The following is an 18,802-nucleotide window of genomic DNA, read 5'->3' as shown; positions in this document are numbered from 1 at the left end:
CGGTTAGCATGCGGCTGTTGTCGCGAAGCAAGGATGGACCATGGCTGATGTCGAAGCGCAGTTGCGTGCCTTGAACCTGCGCCTGGCCCGGCTGGAAGAAGCCGTGCTGGGTCTGGCGAAACAGCGCCCGGAGGCCGTGGCACCGCCTGCGCGTCCCGCAGCGGCGGTTGCGCGCGCGGCCGACGAGGAGGACCGTTTTTTCCGCAACACCGTGCCCCAGGTCGATGTGCGGGCGGCAGGGGGCCAGGCCACACGGCCGGCCTCGCCATTTTTCGAGAAGTCCACCGACGACAGCGAGCTCACGGTCACGCAGATCATGGGCTGGACCGGGGCCACGCTGCTGGTGCTGGCCGCGGCCTACCTGATCCGCCTGGTCTATGACGCGGGCTGGCTCACGCCGCCGCGCCAGCTCGGCCTGGCCGTGCTGGGCGGCGTCGGACTCATCGTGGCCGGCCTCCGGCTGCGGCGTCTGGACAGCAACTACGCCAGCCTGTTGCCGGCCGGCGGCCTGGTGGTTTTTTTCCTGGCCATCTACGGCGCGCATCTTTATTACCACCTGATCGGCGCTGGCCTCGCCACCACGGCGGTGATCTGCAACTGCCTGCTGGCGCTCTGGCTGGGCCGTGTCTTCGGCAGCGAGATCTACGGCCTGTTCGCCGTGGTGGGTTCCTACTCCGCACCCCTGCTGCTGCAGGCCCTGACGGGTTCGGTGGTGGACCTGGCGATCTATTTCACGGCCTGGAGCGTGGTGTTCTGTCTTTACGCGCTGGCCATAGGCAAGCGCCGGCCCTATCTGCTGGCGGCTTATATGGCGCTGATCGCCTTCCAGGTCCTCTGGGAGCCGCTGGCACGCAGCCAGTGGGGCGTGGCCCTGGCGTTCCAGTGCCTGCAATTCGCAGTTTTCCTGAGCACGGCCATCACCTTCTCGGTGCGCCATGTGCGCCCGATGACACAGGCCGAGGGGGTGACGCACCTGCCGCTGCTCCTGCTGTTCTATGCGCTGCAGTACGCCATCCTGATCCGGCATGTGCCGGCCCTGGCGCCCTGGGTGGCCCTGGGCAGCGCGGCCCTGCTGCTGCTGGCCTATGGCGCGGCGCGGCGCGCGCTGGGTGTGACGCTGCAGACGGGGGGCTTCATCGTCGGCGCCTACTGTGCGCTGGTGCTGTTCCATGCGGTCTACCTGGAACTGCTGCCCGAGCGCTGGGCGCCCTGGGCCGTGCTGCTGGTGCTGCCGCCGGCCGCGCTCTTCGTCACACGCCCTGCGGCGGACGCGCAGCTCATGCTGCCGTTCAAGCTGCTGCTGGGCGCGCTGCTGGCCCTGAACTTCACGCGTGTGGTGCTGCTGGGCGACAGCGACGGCACGGGCCAGGCCATCCTGCTGGCCCTGCTCTACACCGCCGAGCTTTACGCGGCCTGGTTCATCGGCCGCGGCCACGTCGCGCTGCGGCAGTGGATGGTGTTCGCGCTGTATGCGGCCCACATCGGTCTCATGGGCGTGGTGCTGCGCAGCTTCGACAACGCGCTGCTGGTCTCGCTGGCCTGGGGCGCGCTGGCCCTGGCCTGCCTGCTGCTGGCCTTCCGCAACAGCGACCAGGACCTGGGCAAGTCTTCGCTTTTCATCTTCGCCGCCTCCCTGGTCAAGGTCATGCTCTACGACCTGGCCGGCGCCGCGCCCCTGGTGCGCATCGGCAGCCTGGTGGTGGTGGGCCTCTCGCTCTACGCGGGCGGTTTGTTGTACAAGCGGGTGGTGGCGCTGGAGCGCTGAACAGAGCACCAGGCCCAGCCACTACACTTGCCTCTTTGTTTCATCCGGGGCATCCATGGAGTTTCTGATACTGCTGCTGGCGCCCATCGCGGGTTTCCAGTTCCTCAAGGCGCGCGAGCAACGGCGTCGTATCTACCTGCTGGGAGGCTACCTCAGCCAGTACCAGATCGAGAAGCTCATGGAGAACGTCACCGAGGGTTATCTGCGCGCGCTCGGTGAGGACGATGAGGAGCGCCGTGCGCAGATCTGGGGCATGCTGGGCACGGCCGAGGCCGAGCTGAACAGCCAGTTCCAGCGTTTCGCCACCGACTTCTCCAAGGTCTGGAACGGGCAGACGCAGGTCAGCACCCTGGCTTTTGCTTTCCCCTACGCGGACAAGATCCTTCCGCGCCAGGCTTTCGACATGCGCCACGCCCTGGCCATCCATGCCGAGGGCGTCGCGGCGGCGGCCGAGAATCGCCGCCAGCTCTCGCCGCGCGACAAGGCGTTCACGATGTCGGCCGAGCTTTTCCTCATGCAGCACAGCTGCCACTGGTTCTGCCGCTCCAGGGCCGTCGCATCGGCGCGCCTGCAGGCCCGCCACCAGACCAGCCACGCGCAGGTGCTCGCCGCCGTGTCACCCGAGACGCGCGAGGCCTACCGCAAGCTCACGGGCGTTTGACCCATTTTTTGCATCTGGATACACGAACACCCGCTAAACTTCGAAGACTGTGTTTCTGTTGTTGATTGGAGAGACTTATGCCCTTATCGAAGAACCTGATGAACCTCGCGGCCCTGTCCCTGCTGGCAACCGGCCTGTCGGGCTGTGCCAGCTCGATGATCGGCGAGCGTGTCGGCGCGGAGCAGGTTGTGCTGGCCAAGGACACGGACGTGGCCAAGTGCAAGTCGCTGGGACGCTCCACACTCAGCGTGCTGTCGTCCCTGGGGCCCATCACGCGCAGCGCCGAGGCGGTGGAAGAGAACCTGCTGCAGATGGCGCGCAACGAGGCCATCGACAGGGGCGGCGACACCGTGGTCAAGGGCAATTCCCTGGAGTACGGCAAGCGCTCCTATGAAGTCTTCAAATGCAAGTGAGGCGCTGAGCGCGCCCAAGAAAAAGCCGGCGGGATCCGCCGGCTTTTTTCATGAGCGAAGGTTGATCAGGCCTGGCTGGCCAGCCACTTGACGTACTGGGTCACGCCGGTCTGCACGTCGGCGAATTCGTGATCGCAGCCGGCGGCGCGCAGCCTGCCCAGATCCGCCTGCGTGAAGCACTGGTACTTGCCGCGCAGCGCTTCGGGGAAGGGGATGTACTCGATCAAACCCTGGGCCGCGATCTTCTCCAGCGAGAGTGCGGCTTCACCCTTGAGGCTGCGCAGGGTGTTGACCACGCCCAGAGCCACATCGTTGAAGGGCTGGGCGCGGCCCGAGCCGAGGTTGAACACGCCGCTCTTGCCCGGGTGGTCGAAGAACCAGAGGTTGACGGCCACCACATCGTCGACGAAGACGAAATCGCGCTTCTGTTCGCCGGGGGCGTAACCGCCGTATTCGCCAAAGAGCTTGACCTTGCCCTCGGCGCGGAACTGGTTGAACTGGTGGAAGGCCACGCTGGCCATGCGACCCTTGTGCTGCTCGCGCGGACCGTAGACGTTGAAGTAACGGAAGCCCGCCACCTGGATCTTGGCCTTTTCAAAGTCGTTGCCCAGCTCGCGGCGCATGCGCTGGTCGAACAGCAGTTTGGAATAGCCGTAGACGTTGAGCGGCGCCTCGAACTCGGGCACCTCGCGGAAGGTCTCGGAGTTGCCGTAGGTGGCCGCGGAGGAGGCGTAGAGCAGGCGCGTACCGTAGCGCTGGCAGGCCTGGAACAACTCGCACGAGAGTGTGTAGTTGTTGTCCATCATGTACTTGCCGTCCTGCTCCATGGTGTCGCTGCAGGCGCCTTCGTGGAAGACGGCCTCGACCTTGCCGTAGTGGCCTTCCTCGAAGTTGGGATAGAAGTCGTCCAGGTCCACGTAATCGGCGATCTTGAGGTCGGCGAAGTTGCGGAACTTGTCGCCCTGGCTCAGGTCGTCGACAACGATGATGTCGTCGATGCCGCGCGCGTTCAGGCCCTTGACGATGTTGGCGCCTATGAAGCCCGCGGCGCCTGTCACTACGACTCGTGTCATGTTCTGTGTCCTCGTAAATGGGTTACGCGCCGAACAGTTCGGCGTAGCTGACGGTGGCGGTACCGAACTTGCCCACGACGATGCCGCCGGCCTTGTTGGCCAGGGGCATGGCCTCGCGCAGCGGCAGGCCGGCACCCACCAGGGCCGCCAGGGTGGCGATGACGGTGTCGCCGGCGCCCGTCACGTCGAACACCTCACGGGCCTGGGCGGCCACGCTGATCTCGCCCGCGGCGTCGTACAGCGTCATGCCTTCCTCGCTGCGCGTGAGCAGCAGGGCCTGCAGGCCGAGCTTGTCGAGCAAGGCGCGCGACTTGGCGCGCAGGTCTTCCTCGCTGCTCCACGCGCCCACCACCTGCTGCAGTTCGGCGCGGTTGGGCGTGATGACGGTGGCGCCGCTGTAGCGCGAATAGTCCGAGCCCTTGGGGTCGATCAGCACCGGCTTGCCGGCGGCCTGCGTGTGCTCGATCATGTGGTGCACGTGGTCCAGGCCGCCCTTGCCGTAGTCGGAAAAGAGCACGGCATCGTGCTGCGGCAGCAGCTTGATGAAGTCGGCCGTCTGCGAGGCCAGCACCTCGCCCTTGGGGCTGTTCTCGAAATCGAGGCGGATCAACTGCTGCTGGCGACCGATCACGCGCAGCTTGACGGTGGTCTGCAAGGCCGCGTCGCGCCCGAAGTGCGGGGTGATGCCGGTCTGGGCCACCAGTTTCTCCAGCGTATGGCTGGCCTCGTCGTCGCCCACCACGGTCAGCAGGGTGGCCTTGGCGCCCAGCGAGACCACGTTGCTGGCCACGTTGGCGGCGCCGCCGATGCGGAGTTCCTCGCGCGTGACGCGCACCACGGGCACCGGGGCCTCGGGGCTGATGCGGTCGACCGCACCGTACCAGTAGCGATCGATCATGGCATCGCCGACGACGAGGACACGGGATTTCGTGAGTTGTTCTTGTGTGATCTTCATCTGCTTGTCGATCTTAGTAGCTGGCTCGGGGATGCGACGACGCGGGCACGAAGTGACTTATACGCGGGACGCCGTGGAGCCGGCTTTGCCGGGCCACTGGCGTCGCCCCCTGCAAGGGGGGTGGCGAAGCGACACGAAGTGCGCGTAGCCTGGGGGTGTTCATAGTTCTTCGACGCGACGGGCGGGGTAGCTGTCCCAGGTCTGGCAGCCCGGGCATTGCCAGAAATGCTGTTTGGCTTCGAAGCCGCAGGCGGCGCAGCGGTAGCGCGTGAGCGGCTTGACGGCGTGGTCCAGCGCGCGCTGCACCTGGGGATGAAACTGTTCGTGCTCGAGCTTCTCGCCGGCGATCCATTTGGCGGCCGCGACCAGCGAGGGTTCGCGTTCCAGGTGGTGCACGTACCAGTCACGCGTGCTGGTGCTGCTGCTGCCGGCCGCGGCCTGCAGCGTCACCAGGGCTTCGAGCACGTCCAGCGACGGCGTCTGTTCGTAGATCTCCTGCAGCCTGGCCAGCACGGACACGGTGCGGCCGCTGGCCATGGCGGCCTGGGTCAGGGGCGCGGCGATCAGCGGGACGGCAGCGGGGCAGGCGCTCAGCGCCTCTTCCAGCGTGACGCAGGCCTGGGCGGCCTGGCCCTGCTGCATCTGCAGGCGGGCCAGTTCGATGCGCGCGCGCGGGGCCGTGGGGGCGGTGCTGATGGCCTGGGTCACCACGGCCTGCGCCTGTGTGACTTCGCCATGTGCCAGATGGGCGGCGGCCTGTTCGCAGAGGTAATGGGCCAGGCGGCTGCTGAAGCTGCCGTGCTCCGCGTCTTCAAGCTGGCGGGCGATCTCGGCGGCCTGCGGCCATTCGCGTGAGCGTTCGTAGTTGGCCAGGCGCGCCAGGCGGGCCTGGGCCTGGAAGGGCGTGCCTTCGAGTTTGACGAGCGCATCCTCGGCGCGGTCCAGCAGCCCGGCCTTGAGGTAGTCCAGCGCCAGGGCGTGCTGGGCGCGCTGGCGGTCGGTTTCGGACAGGTCACCGCGCGAGAGCAGGTGCTCATGCACGCGCACGGCGCGCTCGTACTCGCCGCGACGGCGGAAGAGGTTGCCCAGGGCGAAGTGCAGCTCGGAGGTGTCGGGGTCCTGCTGTACGGCCTCGATGAAGGCGTCGATGGCCTGGTCCTGCTGTTCGTTGAGCAGGAAGTTCAGGCCGCGGAAGTAGGCCTTGGGGTTGCGCCGGTTCTCGATGCGCAGCTGGCGCAGGTCCAGGCGGGAGGCCAGCCAGCCCAGGATGAAGGCGGCAGGCAGGCCGAGCAGGATCCAGCTCAGATCAAGATTCATGGGGTGGCTGCAAGGTGGAGAGGGAGAGCTGGCTTTCGGCCACGCTCAGACGGCGCGCCCGGCGCGCGGCGCGGCGCTGCTTGAGCCAGCGCGGCAGCATGGCCAGAACACCGGCGGTGAGGCCCAGGGCAAAGGCGGCCAGCAGGACCAGCACCAGCGGCGCCGTCCATTCGTGGCCGAAGAAGAGGTGCACGCTGACGTCCTGCTGGTTGTTCAGGGCGAAGGCGAGCAGGGCAAAAAAAATGGCTGCCCGCAGTATCCACTTCAGCAGCCATGTCAGTTGTTTCATCGAGGTCCCCCGGGTGAGGGCATTCTAGCGAGTAGGGAACTAGCTTTTCGGTTCGTCCGCCTGCATTTCGCTGGTGCGCTGGTCCACCGCTTCGCGCAGGGCCTTGCCCGGCTTGAAGTGGGGGACGCGCTTTTCGGGGATGGCCACGCTCTCGCCGCTGCGCGGGTTGCGTCCCATGCGCGGCGGCCTGCGGTTGATGGAAAAACTGCCGAAGCCGCGGATCTCGATACGGTGCCCGCGCACCAGTGCATCGTTCATCGCGTCCAGGATGGCCTTGACCGCGAACTCGGCGTCGCGGTGGGTCAGCTGCCCGAAACGGGCGGCCAGTTCTTCAACCAGGTCGGAGCGGGTCATAAGAGGATGACGTTCGCGTTGCTCACATGACCTCGCGCCTGCGGCGCATCGATGACGCGGGCTGCGCCCGCACGACTTCAGTCATTCTGTCATCGAAGCCGCGCGGCGGCGAGGTCATTTCGTCATCAGCTGTTGTTGTCCAGCTTGGCGCGCAGCAGGGCGCCCAGGCTGGTCGTTCCGGCGCTTTCGCGGGCCGATTGCTGGTTCAGGTTGGCCATGGCGCCCTGCTCGTCGGCCAGGTCCTTGGCCTTGATCGACAGCTGGATGTTGCGGGTCTTGCGATCCACGTTGACCACCACGGCGGTGACTTCGTCGCCTTCCTTCAGGACGTTGCGAGCGTCTTCCACGCGGTCACGCGAGATTTCGCTGGCGCGCAGGTAGCCCAGGATGTCCTGGCCCAGATCGATCTCGGCGCCACGGGCGTCGACGGTCTTGACCTTGCCGGTCACCGAGGAACCCTTGTCGTTCACGGACGTGAAGGTGGTGAAGGGGTCCTGGTCGAGCTGCTTGATGCCCAGGGAGATGCGCTCGCGGTCCACGTCCACGGCCAGCACGAGTGCCTCCACTTCCTGGCCCTTTTTGTAGTTGCGCACGGCGGCTTCGCCCGGCTCGTTCCAGGACAGGTCGGACAGGTGCACCAGGCCGTCGATGCCGGCAGCCAGGCCGACGAACACGCCGAAGTCGGTGATCGACTTGATCGGGCCCTTGACGCGGTCGCCGCGCTTGGTGTTCTGCGCGAATTCCTGCCAGGGGTTGGCCTTGCACTGCTTCATGCCCAGGCTGATGCGGCGCTTGTCTTCGTCGATTTCCAGGACCATGACTTCGACTTCGTCACCCAGGGCGACGATCTTCGAGGGAGCCACGTTCTTGTTGGTCCAGTCCATTTCTGAGACGTGCACCAGGCCTTCGATGCCCGGCTCGAGTTCCACGAACGCACCGTAGTCGGCGATGTTGGTGATCTTGCCGAACAGGCGGGTGCTGGTGGGGTAACGGCGGCTGACGCCCATCCACGGGTCGTCGCCCATCTGCTTCAGACCCAGGGACACGCGGTTCTTCTCGGTGTCGAACTTGAGGATCTTGGCGGTGATTTCCTGGCCAGCGGTCACCACTTCGGAGGGGTGACGCACACGGCGCCAGGCCATGTCGGTGATGTGCAGCAGGCCGTCGATGCCGCCCAGGTCCACGAAGGCGCCGTATTCGGTGATGTTCTTGACCACGCCCTGGACCACGGAACCTTCCTTGAGGTTCTGCATGAGCTTGGCGCGCTCTTCGCCCATGGAGGCTTCCACCACGGCGCGGCGGCTCAGCACCACGTTGTTGCGCTTGCGGTCGAGCTTGATGACCTTGAATTCCAGGGTCTTGTTCTCGTACGGAGACAGGTCCTTGGTCGGACGGGTGTCGACCAGCGAACCGGGCAGGAAGGCGCGGATGCCGTTGACCAGCACGGTCAGGCCGCCCTTGACCTTGCCGCTGGTGGTGCCGGTGACGAATTCGCCGGTTTCCAGGGCCTTTTCCAGGCTCATCCAGGAAGCCAGACGCTTGGCGGTGTCACGCGACAGGATGGTGTCGCCGTAACCGTTTTCGATGGAGCCGATGGCCACCGACACGAAGTCGCCCACCTGCACTTCGAGCACGCCCTGGTCGTTCTTGAATTCCTCGACGGGGACATAGGCCTCGGACTTGAGGCCGGCATTCACGACGACGAAGCCGTGTTCGAGACGAACGACTTCGGCGGTGATCACTTCACCCGGACGCATTTCGGTGCGTTGCAGGGATTCTTCAAACAGGGCGGCAAAAGATTCAGACATGTAATTTCCTAGACCATCTGGGCGTCCACGATGGGGATCGTGGCGTGACAGCCGCACCATTGCGACTGGGGTTTAGCTTTCGATGGCGTTGTGTGCGGATGATCCGCGGGTTAAGTTGTCGATCCACACGGCCGTGCGCTTAGCGAGCGCGAGGGGAGCCGGGTGGGCCTCTCCAGCCGCTCAGACAGGTCCGAAGGGCTGTTTGCCCTGCCACCAGTCCAGCACGAGATCCACCGACGCTTCAATCGAGAGATCCGAGTTGTCCAGCAACCGGGCGTCCTGTGCCGGCTTGAGAGGAGCGACGCTGCGGGACATGTCCCGGGCATCACGCGCTTCCAGATCGGCACGAAGGGTTTCGATTGTAGTCGAAAACCCCTTTGAAATCAACTGCTTATGGCGCCGTTCGGCCCGTTTGGCGGCGCTGGCGGTCAAAAACACCTTCAAGGGGGCGTCCGGGAAGATCACGGTGCCCATGTCGCGGCCGTCGGCCACCAGGCCGGGCAGGCGGGCAAAGCTGTGCTGCAGGGCCACCAGGGCCTTGCGCACGGCCGGCAGGGCCGAGACCTTGGAGGCGTTCATGCCGCCGTTTTCGCTGCGGATGGCGTGGCTGACGTCCTCGCCGTCCAGGAGCACGCGCTCACCTGCGAAACGCACCGGCAGGCGCTGGGCCAGGGCGGCAATGGCGGCTTCGTTTTCCGGCTCCAGGGCCAGGCCGGCGCGCAGGGCGGCCTGCGCGGTCACGCGGTAGAGGGCGCCGGAATCGAGGAAGTGGTAACCCAGGCGCTCGGCCAGCAGCGCGGCCAGGGTGCCCTTGCCCGAGGCGGTGGGGCCGTCCACGCAAAGGACGGGCACGGCGCCGCTTTGTGGCACGGTGACCGAAAACAGGGCCTCGAAGTAATCGGGGAAGGTCTTGGCCACGCACTTGGGGTCCAGGATGCGCACCGGCAGCCCGGCCGGGTTGAAGGCGGCCAGCGAGAAACACATGGCGACGCGGTGGTCGTCGTAGGTGTGGATGCTGGCGGCTTGCCAACCCGAGGTGACCAGGGGCGTGATGCGGATGTAGTCCGCGCCTTCCTCCACCGTGGCGCCGAGCTTGCGCAGCTCGGTGGCCATGGCGGCGATGCGGTCGGTCTCCTTGACGCGCCAGCTCGCGATATTGCGCAGGGTGCTGGGGCCGTCGGCGTACAGCGCCATGACGGCCAGGGTCATGGCGGCGTCGGGGATGTGGTTGCAGTCCAGGGCTATGGCCTTCAGGGGCCAGTTGCCCCGGCTGATTTCCAGCCAGTTGGGGCCACCCGTCACGCGCGCGCCCATCTGGCGGGCGGCCTCGACGAACTTGATGTCGCCCTGGATGGAGCTCTCCCCCACGCCCTCGATGCGCACCGGCCTGGCCGCGTCGGCGGCGATGGCGCCCAGGGCGATGAAGTAGCTGGCCGAGGAGGCGTCGGCCTCCACATGCAACACGCCCGGCGACTGGTAGCGGCTGCCGGCGGGGATGGTGAAGCGCTGCCAGCCCTCGCGTTTGACGTTGATGCCATAGCGCGAGAGGAGGTTGAGCGTGATCTCGATATAGGGCTTGGAGATGAGTTCGCCGACGACTTCGATCACGATGTCCTTGCTCGCGACGAGAGGCAGCGCCATCAGCAGGGCGGTCAGGAACTGGCTGGAGACGTCGCCACGGACCTTGATCGGGGCGTACAGCTGGAGGCTGGGGCGGCCGATGCGCAGCGGGGGGTAACCTTCGTTGCCGAGGTAGTCGATGGTGCAGCCCAGCGGGCGCAGCGCGTCGACCAGGTCGCCGATGGGGCGTTCGTGCATGCGCGGCACGCCCGAGAGCTCGAAGTCGCCGCCCAGCACGGCCAGTGCGGCGGTCAGCGGGCGCATGGCGGTGCCGGCATTGCCCATGAAGAACTTCAGGGCGGTGGCGGGCAGCTTGCCGTCCAGGCCGTCGATGACGATGGTGCTGCCCTCCTGCGCCACGCCGCAACCCAGCTGGCGCAGGGCGGCCAGCATGACACGGGTGTCGTCGGAGTCGAGCAGGTCGTGCAGTGTGGTGCGGCCGCGGCACAGGGCCGAGAGCAGCAGCACGCGGTTGGAGATGCTCTTGGAGCCGGGCAGTAGCACCCGGCCGTGCGCACCGGCCAGCGGCGGCAGGTCGAGAAAGGCAGTGGAGAACATCGGTGCGCTGGTTCTGCGCAATCAGCGACGGTTCTTGTTCATGCTCCAGTGGGCGCGGGCCTGGCTGGCCTGGCCGATCAGCTCTTCGAGCGCGTCGGCGTTGCCGTTGGAGATCATGAGTTCGAGCGCCTGCAGATTGCGCTGGAAGAGTTTGGACTGGGTCAGCAGTTCTTCACGGTTGGAGATCATGATGTCGCGCCAGATGTGCGGGTCGCTGGCGGCGATGCGCGTGAAATCACGGAAGCCGGGGCCGGCCAGGGAGAGAAAATCCCTGCCCTTGTTCTGGCCGGTGATGGAGTTCATCAGCGCGAAGGCGATCAGATGGGGCAGGTGGCTCACGGCGGCGAAGGCCGCGTCGTGCGCCTCGGGTGTCATCTTGAGCACATGGCAGCCCAGGGCGGACCAGACGTCGATGGCCTGCTGCACCTGGGGCGCATGGGTGCGGTCCAGCGGGGTGAGGATGATCTGCTTGCCCGAATACAGGTCGGGGTCGGCATGCTCCACGCCGGCCACCTCCTTGCCCGAAATGGGATGGGCCGGCACGAAGGAGCCGACCTGCTCGCGCAGGGCGCGGCGCGCGGCGTCGACCACGTCGCGTTTGGTCGAGCCCACGTCCATGATCAGCATCTGCGGCGTGACCAGGTGCTTGATGGCCTTGAAGGTGGCCTCGGTGGCCGAGACCGGCACCGCGATCAGCACGATGTCCGCGCCCGAGACGGCCAGCAGGGCCGAGGGGGCTTCGACGTCGATCACGCCCATGGCGCGGGCACGCTCGGTGGTGGAGGGTGACTTGCTGTAGCCCACCACGCGCTTGACCAGTCCGGCGCGTTTGAGCGCCAGGGCAAATGAACCGCCCATGAGGCCGCAACCGATCAGACCCAACTGTTCAAACATCATTCACTCACCGGATAGGTGCCCAACACCTTGTAGAACGCGCACAGGCTTTGTAGCTCTTGAAGCGCGGCTGCGACATGGGGCTGGGACGTGTGGCCCTGGATGTCGATGTAGAAATAGTATTCCCATTGGCCCGAACGTGCCGGGCGCGATTCGAAGCGGGTCATGGACACGCCGTGTTTCTTCAGGGGAACCAGCAGGTCGTGCACCGCGCCCGGGCGGTTGGGCACCGAGACGATCAGGCTCACGCAGTCCTTGCCCGAGGCTTCCGGCGTCGCCAGGGTCTGGGGCAGGCAGACCACGGCAAAACGGGTGCGGTTGTAGGCGTCGTCCTGGATCGCATGGGCCACCACATGCAGGCCGAACTCGCTGCCCGCGCGTTCGCTGGCGATGCCGGCCCAGGCCGGGTTGGTCGTGGCCAGGCGCGCGCCCTCGGCGTTGCTGGCCGCGGCGTGGCGCTCGGCGTGCGGCAGGTGGGTGTTGAGCCAGTTCTGGCACTGGGCCAGGGCCTGGGGATGGGCGTAGACGGCCGTGATGCCTTCGAGCGAGTCGCTCTGGCGCAGCAGGTTGTGGCGCACCAGCAGGCTGGTCTCGCCGATCACGTGCAGGGGCGAGGCCAGGAAGAGGTCGAGCGAGCGCGAGACCATGCCTTCGGTGGAGTTCTCCATGGGCACCACGCCGTACTGGGCGCTGCCCGCGGCGGTGGCGCGGAAGACCTCGTCGATGCTGCCGCAGGGCATGCGCTCGATGCTGGAGCCGAAGAATTGCAGGGAGGCCTGCTCGCTGAAGGTACCGGCCGGGCCCAGATAGGCTACGCGCTGCGGCGCTTCGAGGGCGCGGCAGGCCGACATGATCTCGCGCCAGATGCTGGCCACGCTCTCGCGCTTGAGCGGCCCGGCGTTGCCGGTCTGCAGACCGGCGATGACCTGGGCTTCGCGCTCGGGGCGGAAGACGGGTGAGCCTTCGACCTTCTTGATCTCGCCGACCTCGTGCGCCAGCGCGGCACGGCGGTTCAGCAGGGCCAGCAGTTCCTGGTCCAGCGCGTCGATCTGGGTGCGCAGTTGGGGGAGGGTCTTGGCCATGAACGGATCAGCTATGTGTACGTTCGAATTCTCGCATGTACTCGATCAGCACCCGCACGCCTTCGAGCGGCATGGCGTTGTAGATGCTGGCGCGCATGCCGCCCACCGATTTGTGACCCTTGAGCTGCAGCAGGCCGGCTGCCTTGGCGCCGGCGAGGAAGGCTTCGTTGCGCGACTCGTCGCGCAGGAAAAAAGGCACGTTCATGCGCGAGCGGCAGTCCTTGCTCACCTTGTTTACGTAGAACTGCGAGCCGTCGATGGCTTCGTAGAGCAGTTTGGCCTTGGCGATGTTGCGCGCTTCGATGGCCGGCACGCCGCCCAGCTTCTTGAGCCACTGGAAGACCAGGCCGGCCATGTAGATGGCGTAGGTCGGCGGGGTGTTGAACATGGACTGGTTATCGGCCACGGTCTTGTAGTCGAAGGCGCTGGGGCAGGCGGGCAGGGCATGGCCCAGCAGGTCTTCGCGCACCACGACCAGGGTCAGGCCGGCCGGGCCGAGGTTTTTCTGCGCGCCGCCGAAGGCCAAACCCACGCGCGACCAGTCCGTGGGGCGCGAGGCGACCTGGGAGGAAAAATCGACCACCAGCGGAGCGTCCGAGCCCAGGGCTCTGAGGTCCGGCAGTTCGTGGAACTCGACGCCGTGGATGGTCTCGTTGGAGCAGAGGTGCACGTAGCTCGCGTCGAGGCTGAGCTTCCAGCTCCTGGGGTCGGGCAGCTGCGTGAAGTGATGGGCCTCATCGGTGGCGGCCACGTTCACCTTGCAATACCTGCGCGCTTCCTCGATGGACTTCTGGCTCCAGCTACCGGTCAGCACGAAATCGACCGTGCCGCCTGGTTTCAGGCCACAGAGGTTCAGCGGCACGATGGCGTTTTCCGCCAGGCCGCCGCCCTGCATGAAGAGGATGTGGAAGTTCTTCGGCACTCCGAGCAGCTCGCGCAGGTCGGCCTGGGCCTGCTCGTAGATGCTGATGAACTCCTTGCCGCGGTGGCTCATCTCCATCACGCCCATGCCGCTGCCGTGCCAGTCCAGCATTTCGCCGGCGGCCTGCTGCAGCACTTCGGGCGCGATGGCGGCGGGGCCGGCGGAGAAGTTGTAGGGACGCTGCATCAGGAGGAAGCGCCCTCTGCTGCGTCGCCGGTCTCACCTTCGCCATCGCTGCCGTTGGCGTCGTTCTCCACGATGCGCTGCAGGCCGCTGAGTTTGGCGCCCTCGTCCAGGCCGATCAGGGTCACCCCCTGAGTGGCACGGCCGAGTTCGCGGATTTCGCTGACACGGGTGCGCACCAGCACGCCCTTGTCGGTGATGAGCATGATCTCGTCGTCGGTGTGCACCAGCGTGGCCGCCACGACCTTGCCGTTGCGCTCGCTCTGCTGGATGGCGATCATGCCCTTGGTGCCGCGGCCATGGCGCGTGTACTCGGTGATGGAGGTGCGCTTGCCATAGCCGTTCTCGGTGGCGGTCAGCACACTCTGCTGTTCGTCCTCGGCCACCAGCATGGCGATCACGCGCTGGTTGTCTTCCAGCATCATGCCGCGCACGCCGCGTGCATTGCGGCCCATGGGGCGCACGTCGTCCTCGTCGAAGCGCACGGCCTTGCCGCCATCGCTGAACAGCATGACGTCGTGTTTGCCGTCGGTCAGCGAGGCGCCGATCAGGAAGTCACCCGGGTCCAGGTCCACGGCGATGATGCCGGCCTTGCGCGGGTTGCTGAACTCGTCCAGCGCGGTCTTCTTGACCGTGCCCATGGAGGTCGCCATGAACACGTAGTGGTCGGCCGGGAAGCTTCGGTTGTCACCGGTCAGCGGCAGCACCACGTTGATCTTCTCCCCCTCTTGCAGCGGGAACATGTTGACGATGGGGCGGCCGCGCGAGCCGCGCGAGCCGGCGGGCACTTCCCAGACCTTGAGCCAGTACAGGCGGCCGCGGTTGGAGAAGCACAGGATGTAGTCGTGCGTGTTGGCGATGAAGAGCTGGTCGATCCAGTCGTCTTCCTTGGTCGCCGTGGCCTGCTTGCCGCGGCCGCCGCGCTTCTGGGCCCGGTATTCGGACAGGGGCTGGCTCTTGATGTAGCCGGCGTGGCTGAGCGTCACCACCATGTCGGTGGGCGTGATCAGGTCCTCGGTGGCCAGGTCCTGGGCGTTGTGCTCGACCTGGCTGCGGCGCGCGCCGACCTTGCCCTGGCCGAACTCCTGCTTGATGGCGCCCAGCTCTTCACCAATGATGATGGCCACGCGCTCGGGCCTGGCCAGGATGTCGAGCAGGTCCTCGATCTCGGCCATGACCTCCTTGTACTCGGTCACGATCTTGTCCTGCTCCAGACCGGTCAGGCGCTGCAGGCGCATCTGCAGGATTTCCTGGGCCTGCGTGTCGGACAGGCGGTACAGGCCGTCGTTGCCCATGCCGTAGTTCTTCTCCAGCCCTTCGGGGCGGTAGTCGTCGGCGTTGACCACGCCGCCGTCGGCGCGGCTGCGGGTGAGCATCTCGCGCACCAGCTTGCTGTCCCAGGGCCTGGACATCAGCTCGGCCTTGGCCACCGGCGGGGTGGGGGCGTTGCGGATGATGGCGATGAAATCGTCGATGTTGGCCAGAGCGACGGCCAGGCCTTCGAGCACGTGGCCACGGTCGCGCGCCTTGCGCAGATTGAACACCGTGCGGCGGCTCACCACTTCGCGGCGATGGTCCAGGAAGACCTCGATCAGGTCCTTCAGATTGCACAGCTTGGGCTGGCCGTTGATCAGGGCCACCATGTTCATGCCGAAGGTGTCCTGCAGCTGGGTCTGCTTGTACAGGTTGTTGAGCACCACCTCGGGGACTTCGCCGCGCTTGAGCTCGATCACCACGCGCATGCCCGATTTGTCGGATTCGTCCTGGATATGGCTGATGCCTTCGATCTTCTTCTCGTGCACCAGCTCGGCAATGCGCTCCAGCAGGGTTTTCTTGTTGACCTGATAAGGCAGCTCGTCGACGATGATGGACTGGCGCTGGCCCTTGTCGATGTCCTCGAAGTGGCAGCGTGCGCGCATCACCACGCGGCCGCGGCCGGTGCGGTACCCCTCCTTGACGCCGGTCATGCCATAGATGATGCCGGCGGTGGGGAAGTCGGGCGCCGGGACGATCTCCATCAACTCGTCGATGGAGGCCTCGGGGTTGCGCAGCAGGTGCAGGCAGCCGTCCACCACCTCGTTGAGGTTGTGCGGCGGGATGTTGGTGGCCATGCCCACCGCGATGCCACCCGATCCGTTGACCAGCAGATTGGGCAGGCGGCTGGGCAGGACCAGGGGCTCTTTTTCCGAGCCGTCGTAGTTGGGGCCGAAGTCGACGGTTTCCTTGTCGATGTCGCCCAGCATCTCATGCGCGATCTTGGCCAGGCGGATCTCGGTATATCGCATGGCGGCGGCGCTGTCGCCGTCGACCGAGCCGAAGTTGCCCTGGCCGTCCACCAGCATGTGGCGCATGGAGAAGTCCTGGGCCATGCGCACGATGGTGTCGTAGACCGACTGGTCGCCGTGCGGGTGGTATTTGCCGATGACGTCGCCGACGATACGCGCCGACTTCTTGTAGGCGCGGTTCCAGTCGTTGTTGAGCTCGTGCATCGCGTAGAGCACACGCCGGTGCACCGGCTTGAGACCATCACGCGCATCGGGCAGGGCCCGGCCGACGATCACGCTCATGGCGTAGTCGAGGTAACTGCGACGCATCTCCTCTTCGAGGCTGATGGGCAGGGTTTCCTTGGCGAATTGGGTCATGGAAGAGGTGGGCTCGGGCGTAGGCAATCCGCGATTCTAAAGTGCCGGCCATGTGGCATGGCTGCAACAGACGGTCGGCAGACCCAGCAGACATGCGCCCGCGCCGGCTTGGGCCGGTTGACCCCTCATTTTGATATGGCACAATGCGCAAGACAGTCAAGTGGCGCTCATCACCATGAATGCCTTCCATTTATCCGCCGTGCCGCTCAGGCCCCAATCCGCTAGAGGAGAACCATGAAGAAACTGAATTCCGTGGCAGCCCTGTTTGCTGCAGTCGCACTTGTGATGGCCGGTTGCGCGTCCACCCCCGAACCCGAGCCGGCACCGAAGGCTGCCCCCGCTGCTCCGGCTCCTGCGCCGGCCCCGGCTCCCGCACCTGCGCCGGCCCCCGCTCCGGCCGCTCCCAAGGCTCCGCCGCCGCCGGCCGCCGTCAAGGTGACCTACGCCGCCGACACCTTCTTCGACTTCGACAAGGCCGTCATCAAGGCCGACGCCAAGGCCAAGCTGGATGACCTGGCCGAGAAGGTCAAGGGCATCAACCTGGAAGTGATCATCGCCGTGGGTCACACCGACTCCATCGGTACCGATGAGTACAACCAGAAGCTGTCGGTCAAGCGTGCCGAAGCCGTGAAGGCCTACCTGACCTCCAAGGGCATCGACAAGAACCGTGTCTACACCGAAGGCAAGGGCGAAAAGCAGCCCGTGGCCGACAACCGTACTGCCGAAGGCCGCGCCAAGAACCGCCGCGTGGAAATCGAAGTGGTCGGCACCCGTCCCAACAAGTGATCTTCGGATGACTTGAAACAAACCCCGCCTCGGCGGGGTTTGTTGCTTCTGGGCGCTGCATTTGTGTTCTGTCCGATAATTTGAAGCATGACGTCTACCGTGAACGCCGATCCGGCCGAACTGGCCAAGTTTTCCGAGCTGGCCCACCGCTGGTGGGACCCCGAGAGCGAATTCCGCCCCCTGCACCAGATCAACCCCTTGCGGCTGGACTGGATCAACGGCCTGGCGCCCCTGGCCGGACAGCATGTGCTGGACATCGGCTGCGGCGGCGGCATTCTGTCGGATTCGATGGCGCGCAAGGGCGCACGGGTGACCGGCATTGATCTCTCGTCCAAGGCGCTCAAGGTGGCCCAGCTGCACGCGCTGGAAGCCGCGACGCCCAACGTGAACTACCGCGAGATCAGCGCCGAGGCGCTGGCGGCCGAAAAGCCGGCCAGCTTTGACGTGGTGACCTGCATGGAGATGCTGGAGCACGTGCCCGATCCGTCTTCCGTGGTGCAGGCCTGCGCCACCCTGGTCAAGCCTGGGGGGTGGGTGTTTTTCTCCACCATCAACCGCAACCCCAAGTCCTTCCTCTTCGCCATCGTCGGCGCGGAGTACCTGCTGAACCTGCTGCCGCGTGGCACGCATGAATACGCCAAGATGATCCGTCCCAGCGAGCTCGCGCGTTACTGCCGCCAGGCCGGCCTGGAACCGGGGCTCACGCGCGGCATGGAATACAACCCCCTGACCCGACGCTACTGGCTCAGCGGCGATACCAGCGTCAACTACCTGCTGGCCACACGCAGGCCGGAACTGTGATGAAGTCTTTTGCCGGCATCGAGGCCGTCCTGTTCGATCTGGACGGCACCCTGATCGACAGCGCCCCCGACCTGGGCGCGGCTGCCGACCAGATGCGCACAGCCCGGGGCCTGCCGCCGCTGCCGCTGGAGCTTTACCGTCCCATGGCCGGGGCCGGCGCGCGCGGCATGATCGGTGTGGCCTTTGGCCTCACGCCCGAAGACCCGGGCTACAACGATCTGCGCGAGGAGTTCATGGCCAACTACGAACGCTGCATGACAGCACGCACCTGCGCCTTTGCCGGCATCCCCGAACTGTTAGAGGCGCTGTTGCAGCGCGACCTGGCCTGGGGTGTGGTGACCAACAAGATCGAGCGTTTCACGCTGCCGCTCACCAGCGCCATGCCCCTGTTCGCCAGTGCGCGCGCCATCGTCGCCGGCGACACCACAAGGCATCCCAAGCCGCATCCTGCGCCCTTGTTCGAGGCGGCACGCCGTCTGGACCTGGATCCCCGGCGTTGCCTCTATGTGGGCGACGATGAGCGCGACATCGTGGCGGGTCTGGCCGCCGGCATGGGCACGGTGGCCGCCACCTATGGCTACCTGGGCCAGAAGGGCGATGTGGCCAGCTGGGGGGCCCATGCCACGATCAATTCCCCGGCCGAACTCTTGCAATTGCTCGAACAGGACTAAAATAGGAG

At 66.0% G+C, this 18,802-nt stretch carries 17 protein-coding genes; 6 read left to right on the top strand and 11 right to left on the bottom strand.

Translation table 11 applies throughout. The features are described from left to right. The first annotated feature begins 40 nt into the window (after positions 1–40). The 3 genes from ACYVH8_RS15320 (at position 41) to ACYVH8_RS15310 (ending at position 2,839) form a co-directional block, all read left to right on the top strand. Positions 41–1,765, top strand: a complete 1,725-nt coding sequence (locus ACYVH8_RS15320) for a DUF2339 domain-containing protein (RefSeq protein ID WP_460489678.1) — start codon at positions 41–43, stop codon at positions 1,763–1,765. A 55-nt stretch (positions 1,766–1,820) separates the two neighbouring features. Further along, positions 1,821–2,426 carry a hypothetical protein gene (locus ACYVH8_RS15315; RefSeq protein ID WP_460489677.1) on the top strand — a complete coding sequence of 202 codons (606 nt, stop codon included), beginning with the start codon at positions 1,821–1,823 and terminating at the stop codon, positions 2,424–2,426. 77 nt (positions 2,427–2,503) lie between these two features. Beyond that, a complete protein-coding gene (locus ACYVH8_RS15310) occupies positions 2,504–2,839 on the top strand; it encodes a DUF4156 domain-containing protein (RefSeq protein WP_460489676.1) in 336 nt (111 codons plus the stop codon). Positions 2,840–2,904: 65 nt separating this feature from the next. On the opposite strand, the gene rfaD is transcribed toward ACYVH8_RS15310, so the two are convergent. From rfaD to gyrA, 11 genes are all read right to left on the bottom strand, one after another. Beyond that, a complete protein-coding gene (rfaD, locus tag ACYVH8_RS15305) occupies positions 2,905–3,912 on the bottom strand; it encodes an ADP-glyceromanno-heptose 6-epimerase (protein WP_460489675.1) in 1,008 nt (335 codons plus the stop codon). A 22-nt stretch (positions 3,913–3,934) separates the two neighbouring features. Continuing rightward, positions 3,935–4,867: a D-glycero-beta-D-manno-heptose-7-phosphate kinase gene (gene rfaE1 / locus ACYVH8_RS15300; RefSeq protein WP_460489674.1), complete on the bottom strand. Its 933-nt coding sequence runs from the start codon at positions 4,865–4,867 to the stop codon at positions 3,935–3,937. Between the two features lie 159 nt (positions 4,868–5,026). Then, on the bottom strand, positions 5,027–6,184 hold the full coding sequence (gene lapB, locus ACYVH8_RS15295; RefSeq protein ID WP_460489673.1) for a lipopolysaccharide assembly protein LapB: 1,158 nt from the start codon (positions 6,182–6,184) through the stop codon (positions 5,027–5,029). After that, positions 6,174–6,473, bottom strand: coding sequence for a LapA family protein (locus ACYVH8_RS15290; RefSeq protein ID WP_460489672.1), 300 nt, complete (start codon positions 6,471–6,473; stop codon positions 6,174–6,176). Before ACYVH8_RS15290 ends, lapB begins: the two co-directional genes overlap by 11 nt. 39 nt (positions 6,474–6,512) lie before the next feature. Beyond that, positions 6,513–6,827 carry an integration host factor subunit beta gene (locus ACYVH8_RS15285; protein WP_460489671.1) on the bottom strand — a complete coding sequence of 105 codons (315 nt, stop codon included), beginning with the start codon at positions 6,825–6,827 and terminating at the stop codon, positions 6,513–6,515. 125 nt (positions 6,828–6,952) lie between these two features. Beyond that, the gene (rpsA, locus tag ACYVH8_RS15280; protein ID WP_460489670.1) at positions 6,953–8,635 is read right to left on the bottom strand and encodes a 30S ribosomal protein S1; all 1,683 of its coding nucleotides are present in this window, start codon (positions 8,633–8,635) and stop codon (positions 6,953–6,955) included. Between the two features lie 180 nt (positions 8,636–8,815). After that, the gene (locus tag ACYVH8_RS15275; protein ID WP_460489669.1) at positions 8,816–10,813 is read right to left on the bottom strand and encodes a bifunctional 3-phosphoshikimate 1-carboxyvinyltransferase/cytidylate kinase; all 1,998 of its coding nucleotides are present in this window, start codon (positions 10,811–10,813) and stop codon (positions 8,816–8,818) included. 21 nt (positions 10,814–10,834) lie between these two features. After that, positions 10,835–11,707 (bottom strand): prephenate dehydrogenase, encoded by an 873-nt coding sequence (locus ACYVH8_RS15270; RefSeq protein WP_460489668.1) that lies wholly within the window; start codon positions 11,705–11,707, stop codon positions 10,835–10,837. Next, the gene (gene pheA / locus ACYVH8_RS15265) at positions 11,707–12,789 is read right to left on the bottom strand and encodes a prephenate dehydratase (protein ID WP_460489667.1); all 1,083 of its coding nucleotides are present in this window, start codon (positions 12,787–12,789) and stop codon (positions 11,707–11,709) included. The genes ACYVH8_RS15270 and pheA overlap by 1 nt, the downstream gene beginning before the upstream one ends. A gap of 7 nt (positions 12,790–12,796) precedes the next feature. Then, positions 12,797–13,897, bottom strand: coding sequence for a 3-phosphoserine/phosphohydroxythreonine transaminase (gene serC / locus ACYVH8_RS15260; protein WP_460489666.1), 1,101 nt, complete (start codon positions 13,895–13,897; stop codon positions 12,797–12,799). Next, positions 13,897–16,536, bottom strand: coding sequence for a DNA gyrase subunit A (gyrA, locus tag ACYVH8_RS15255; RefSeq protein WP_460489665.1), 2,640 nt, complete (start codon positions 16,534–16,536; stop codon positions 13,897–13,899). The genes serC and gyrA overlap by 1 nt, the downstream gene beginning before the upstream one ends. A 234-nt stretch (positions 16,537–16,770) precedes the next feature. Here gyrA and ompA point away from each other — a divergent pair, with 234 nt between their 5' ends. The 3 genes from ompA to ACYVH8_RS15240 all read left to right on the top strand — a co-directional run bounded on the left by ompA (position 16,771) and on the right by ACYVH8_RS15240 (position 18,794). Beyond that, positions 16,771–17,322 carry an outer membrane protein OmpA gene (gene ompA, locus ACYVH8_RS15250; RefSeq protein WP_460489664.1) on the top strand — a complete coding sequence of 184 codons (552 nt, stop codon included), beginning with the start codon at positions 16,771–16,773 and terminating at the stop codon, positions 17,320–17,322. A gap of 87 nt (positions 17,323–17,409) precedes the next feature. Further along, positions 17,410–18,123, top strand: coding sequence for a bifunctional 2-polyprenyl-6-hydroxyphenol methylase/3-demethylubiquinol 3-O-methyltransferase UbiG (gene ubiG / locus ACYVH8_RS15245; RefSeq protein WP_460489663.1), 714 nt, complete (start codon positions 17,410–17,412; stop codon positions 18,121–18,123). Beyond that, positions 18,123–18,794 (top strand): HAD-IA family hydrolase, encoded by a 672-nt coding sequence (locus ACYVH8_RS15240; RefSeq protein WP_460489662.1) that lies wholly within the window; start codon positions 18,123–18,125, stop codon positions 18,792–18,794. The genes ubiG and ACYVH8_RS15240 overlap by 1 nt, the downstream gene beginning before the upstream one ends. Positions 18,795–18,802: the final 8 nt, after the last annotated feature.

This window comes from Curvibacter fontanus, assembly GCF_054780335.1.
Note: the sequence above shows the minus strand (reverse complement) of the source record. Positions and strands in the feature narration are given on the sequence as shown.

Excerpts from the sequence above, each read along its gene's own strand:
- ACYVH8_RS15320 (WP_460489678.1), top strand. The coding sequence starts at position 41 with ATGGCTGATGTCGAAGCGCAGTTGCGTGCCTTGAACCTGCGCCTGGCC.
- ACYVH8_RS15315 (WP_460489677.1), top strand. The coding sequence starts at position 1,821 with ATGGAGTTTCTGATACTGCTGCTGGCGCCCATCGCGGGTTTCCAGTTC.
- ACYVH8_RS15310 (WP_460489676.1), top strand. The coding sequence starts at position 2,504 with ATGCCCTTATCGAAGAACCTGATGAACCTCGCGGCCCTGTCCCTGCTG.
- rfaD (WP_460489675.1), bottom strand. The coding sequence starts at position 3,912 with ATGACACGAGTCGTAGTGACAGGCGCCGCGGGCTTCATAGGCGCCAAC.
- rfaE1 (WP_460489674.1), bottom strand. The coding sequence starts at position 4,867 with ATGAAGATCACACAAGAACAACTCACGAAATCCCGTGTCCTCGTCGTC.
- lapB (WP_460489673.1), bottom strand. The coding sequence starts at position 6,184 with ATGAATCTTGATCTGAGCTGGATCCTGCTCGGCCTGCCTGCCGCCTTC.
- ACYVH8_RS15290 (WP_460489672.1), bottom strand. The coding sequence starts at position 6,473 with ATGAAACAACTGACATGGCTGCTGAAGTGGATACTGCGGGCAGCCATT.
- ACYVH8_RS15285 (WP_460489671.1), bottom strand. The coding sequence starts at position 6,827 with ATGACCCGCTCCGACCTGGTTGAAGAACTGGCCGCCCGTTTCGGGCAG.
- rpsA (WP_460489670.1), bottom strand. The coding sequence starts at position 8,635 with ATGTCTGAATCTTTTGCCGCCCTGTTTGAAGAATCCCTGCAACGCACC.
- ACYVH8_RS15275 (WP_460489669.1), bottom strand. The coding sequence starts at position 10,813 with ATGTTCTCCACTGCCTTTCTCGACCTGCCGCCGCTGGCCGGTGCGCAC.
- ACYVH8_RS15270 (WP_460489668.1), bottom strand. The coding sequence starts at position 11,707 with ATGTTTGAACAGTTGGGTCTGATCGGTTGCGGCCTCATGGGCGGTTCA.
- pheA (WP_460489667.1), bottom strand. The coding sequence starts at position 12,789 with ATGGCCAAGACCCTCCCCCAACTGCGCACCCAGATCGACGCGCTGGAC.
- serC (WP_460489666.1), bottom strand. The coding sequence starts at position 13,897 with ATGCAGCGTCCCTACAACTTCTCCGCCGGCCCCGCCGCCATCGCGCCC.
- gyrA (WP_460489665.1), bottom strand. The coding sequence starts at position 16,536 with ATGACCCAATTCGCCAAGGAAACCCTGCCCATCAGCCTCGAAGAGGAG.
- ompA (WP_460489664.1), top strand. The coding sequence starts at position 16,771 with ATGAAGAAACTGAATTCCGTGGCAGCCCTGTTTGCTGCAGTCGCACTT.
- ubiG (WP_460489663.1), top strand. The coding sequence starts at position 17,410 with ATGACGTCTACCGTGAACGCCGATCCGGCCGAACTGGCCAAGTTTTCC.
- ACYVH8_RS15240 (WP_460489662.1), top strand. The coding sequence starts at position 18,123 with ATGAAGTCTTTTGCCGGCATCGAGGCCGTCCTGTTCGATCTGGACGGC.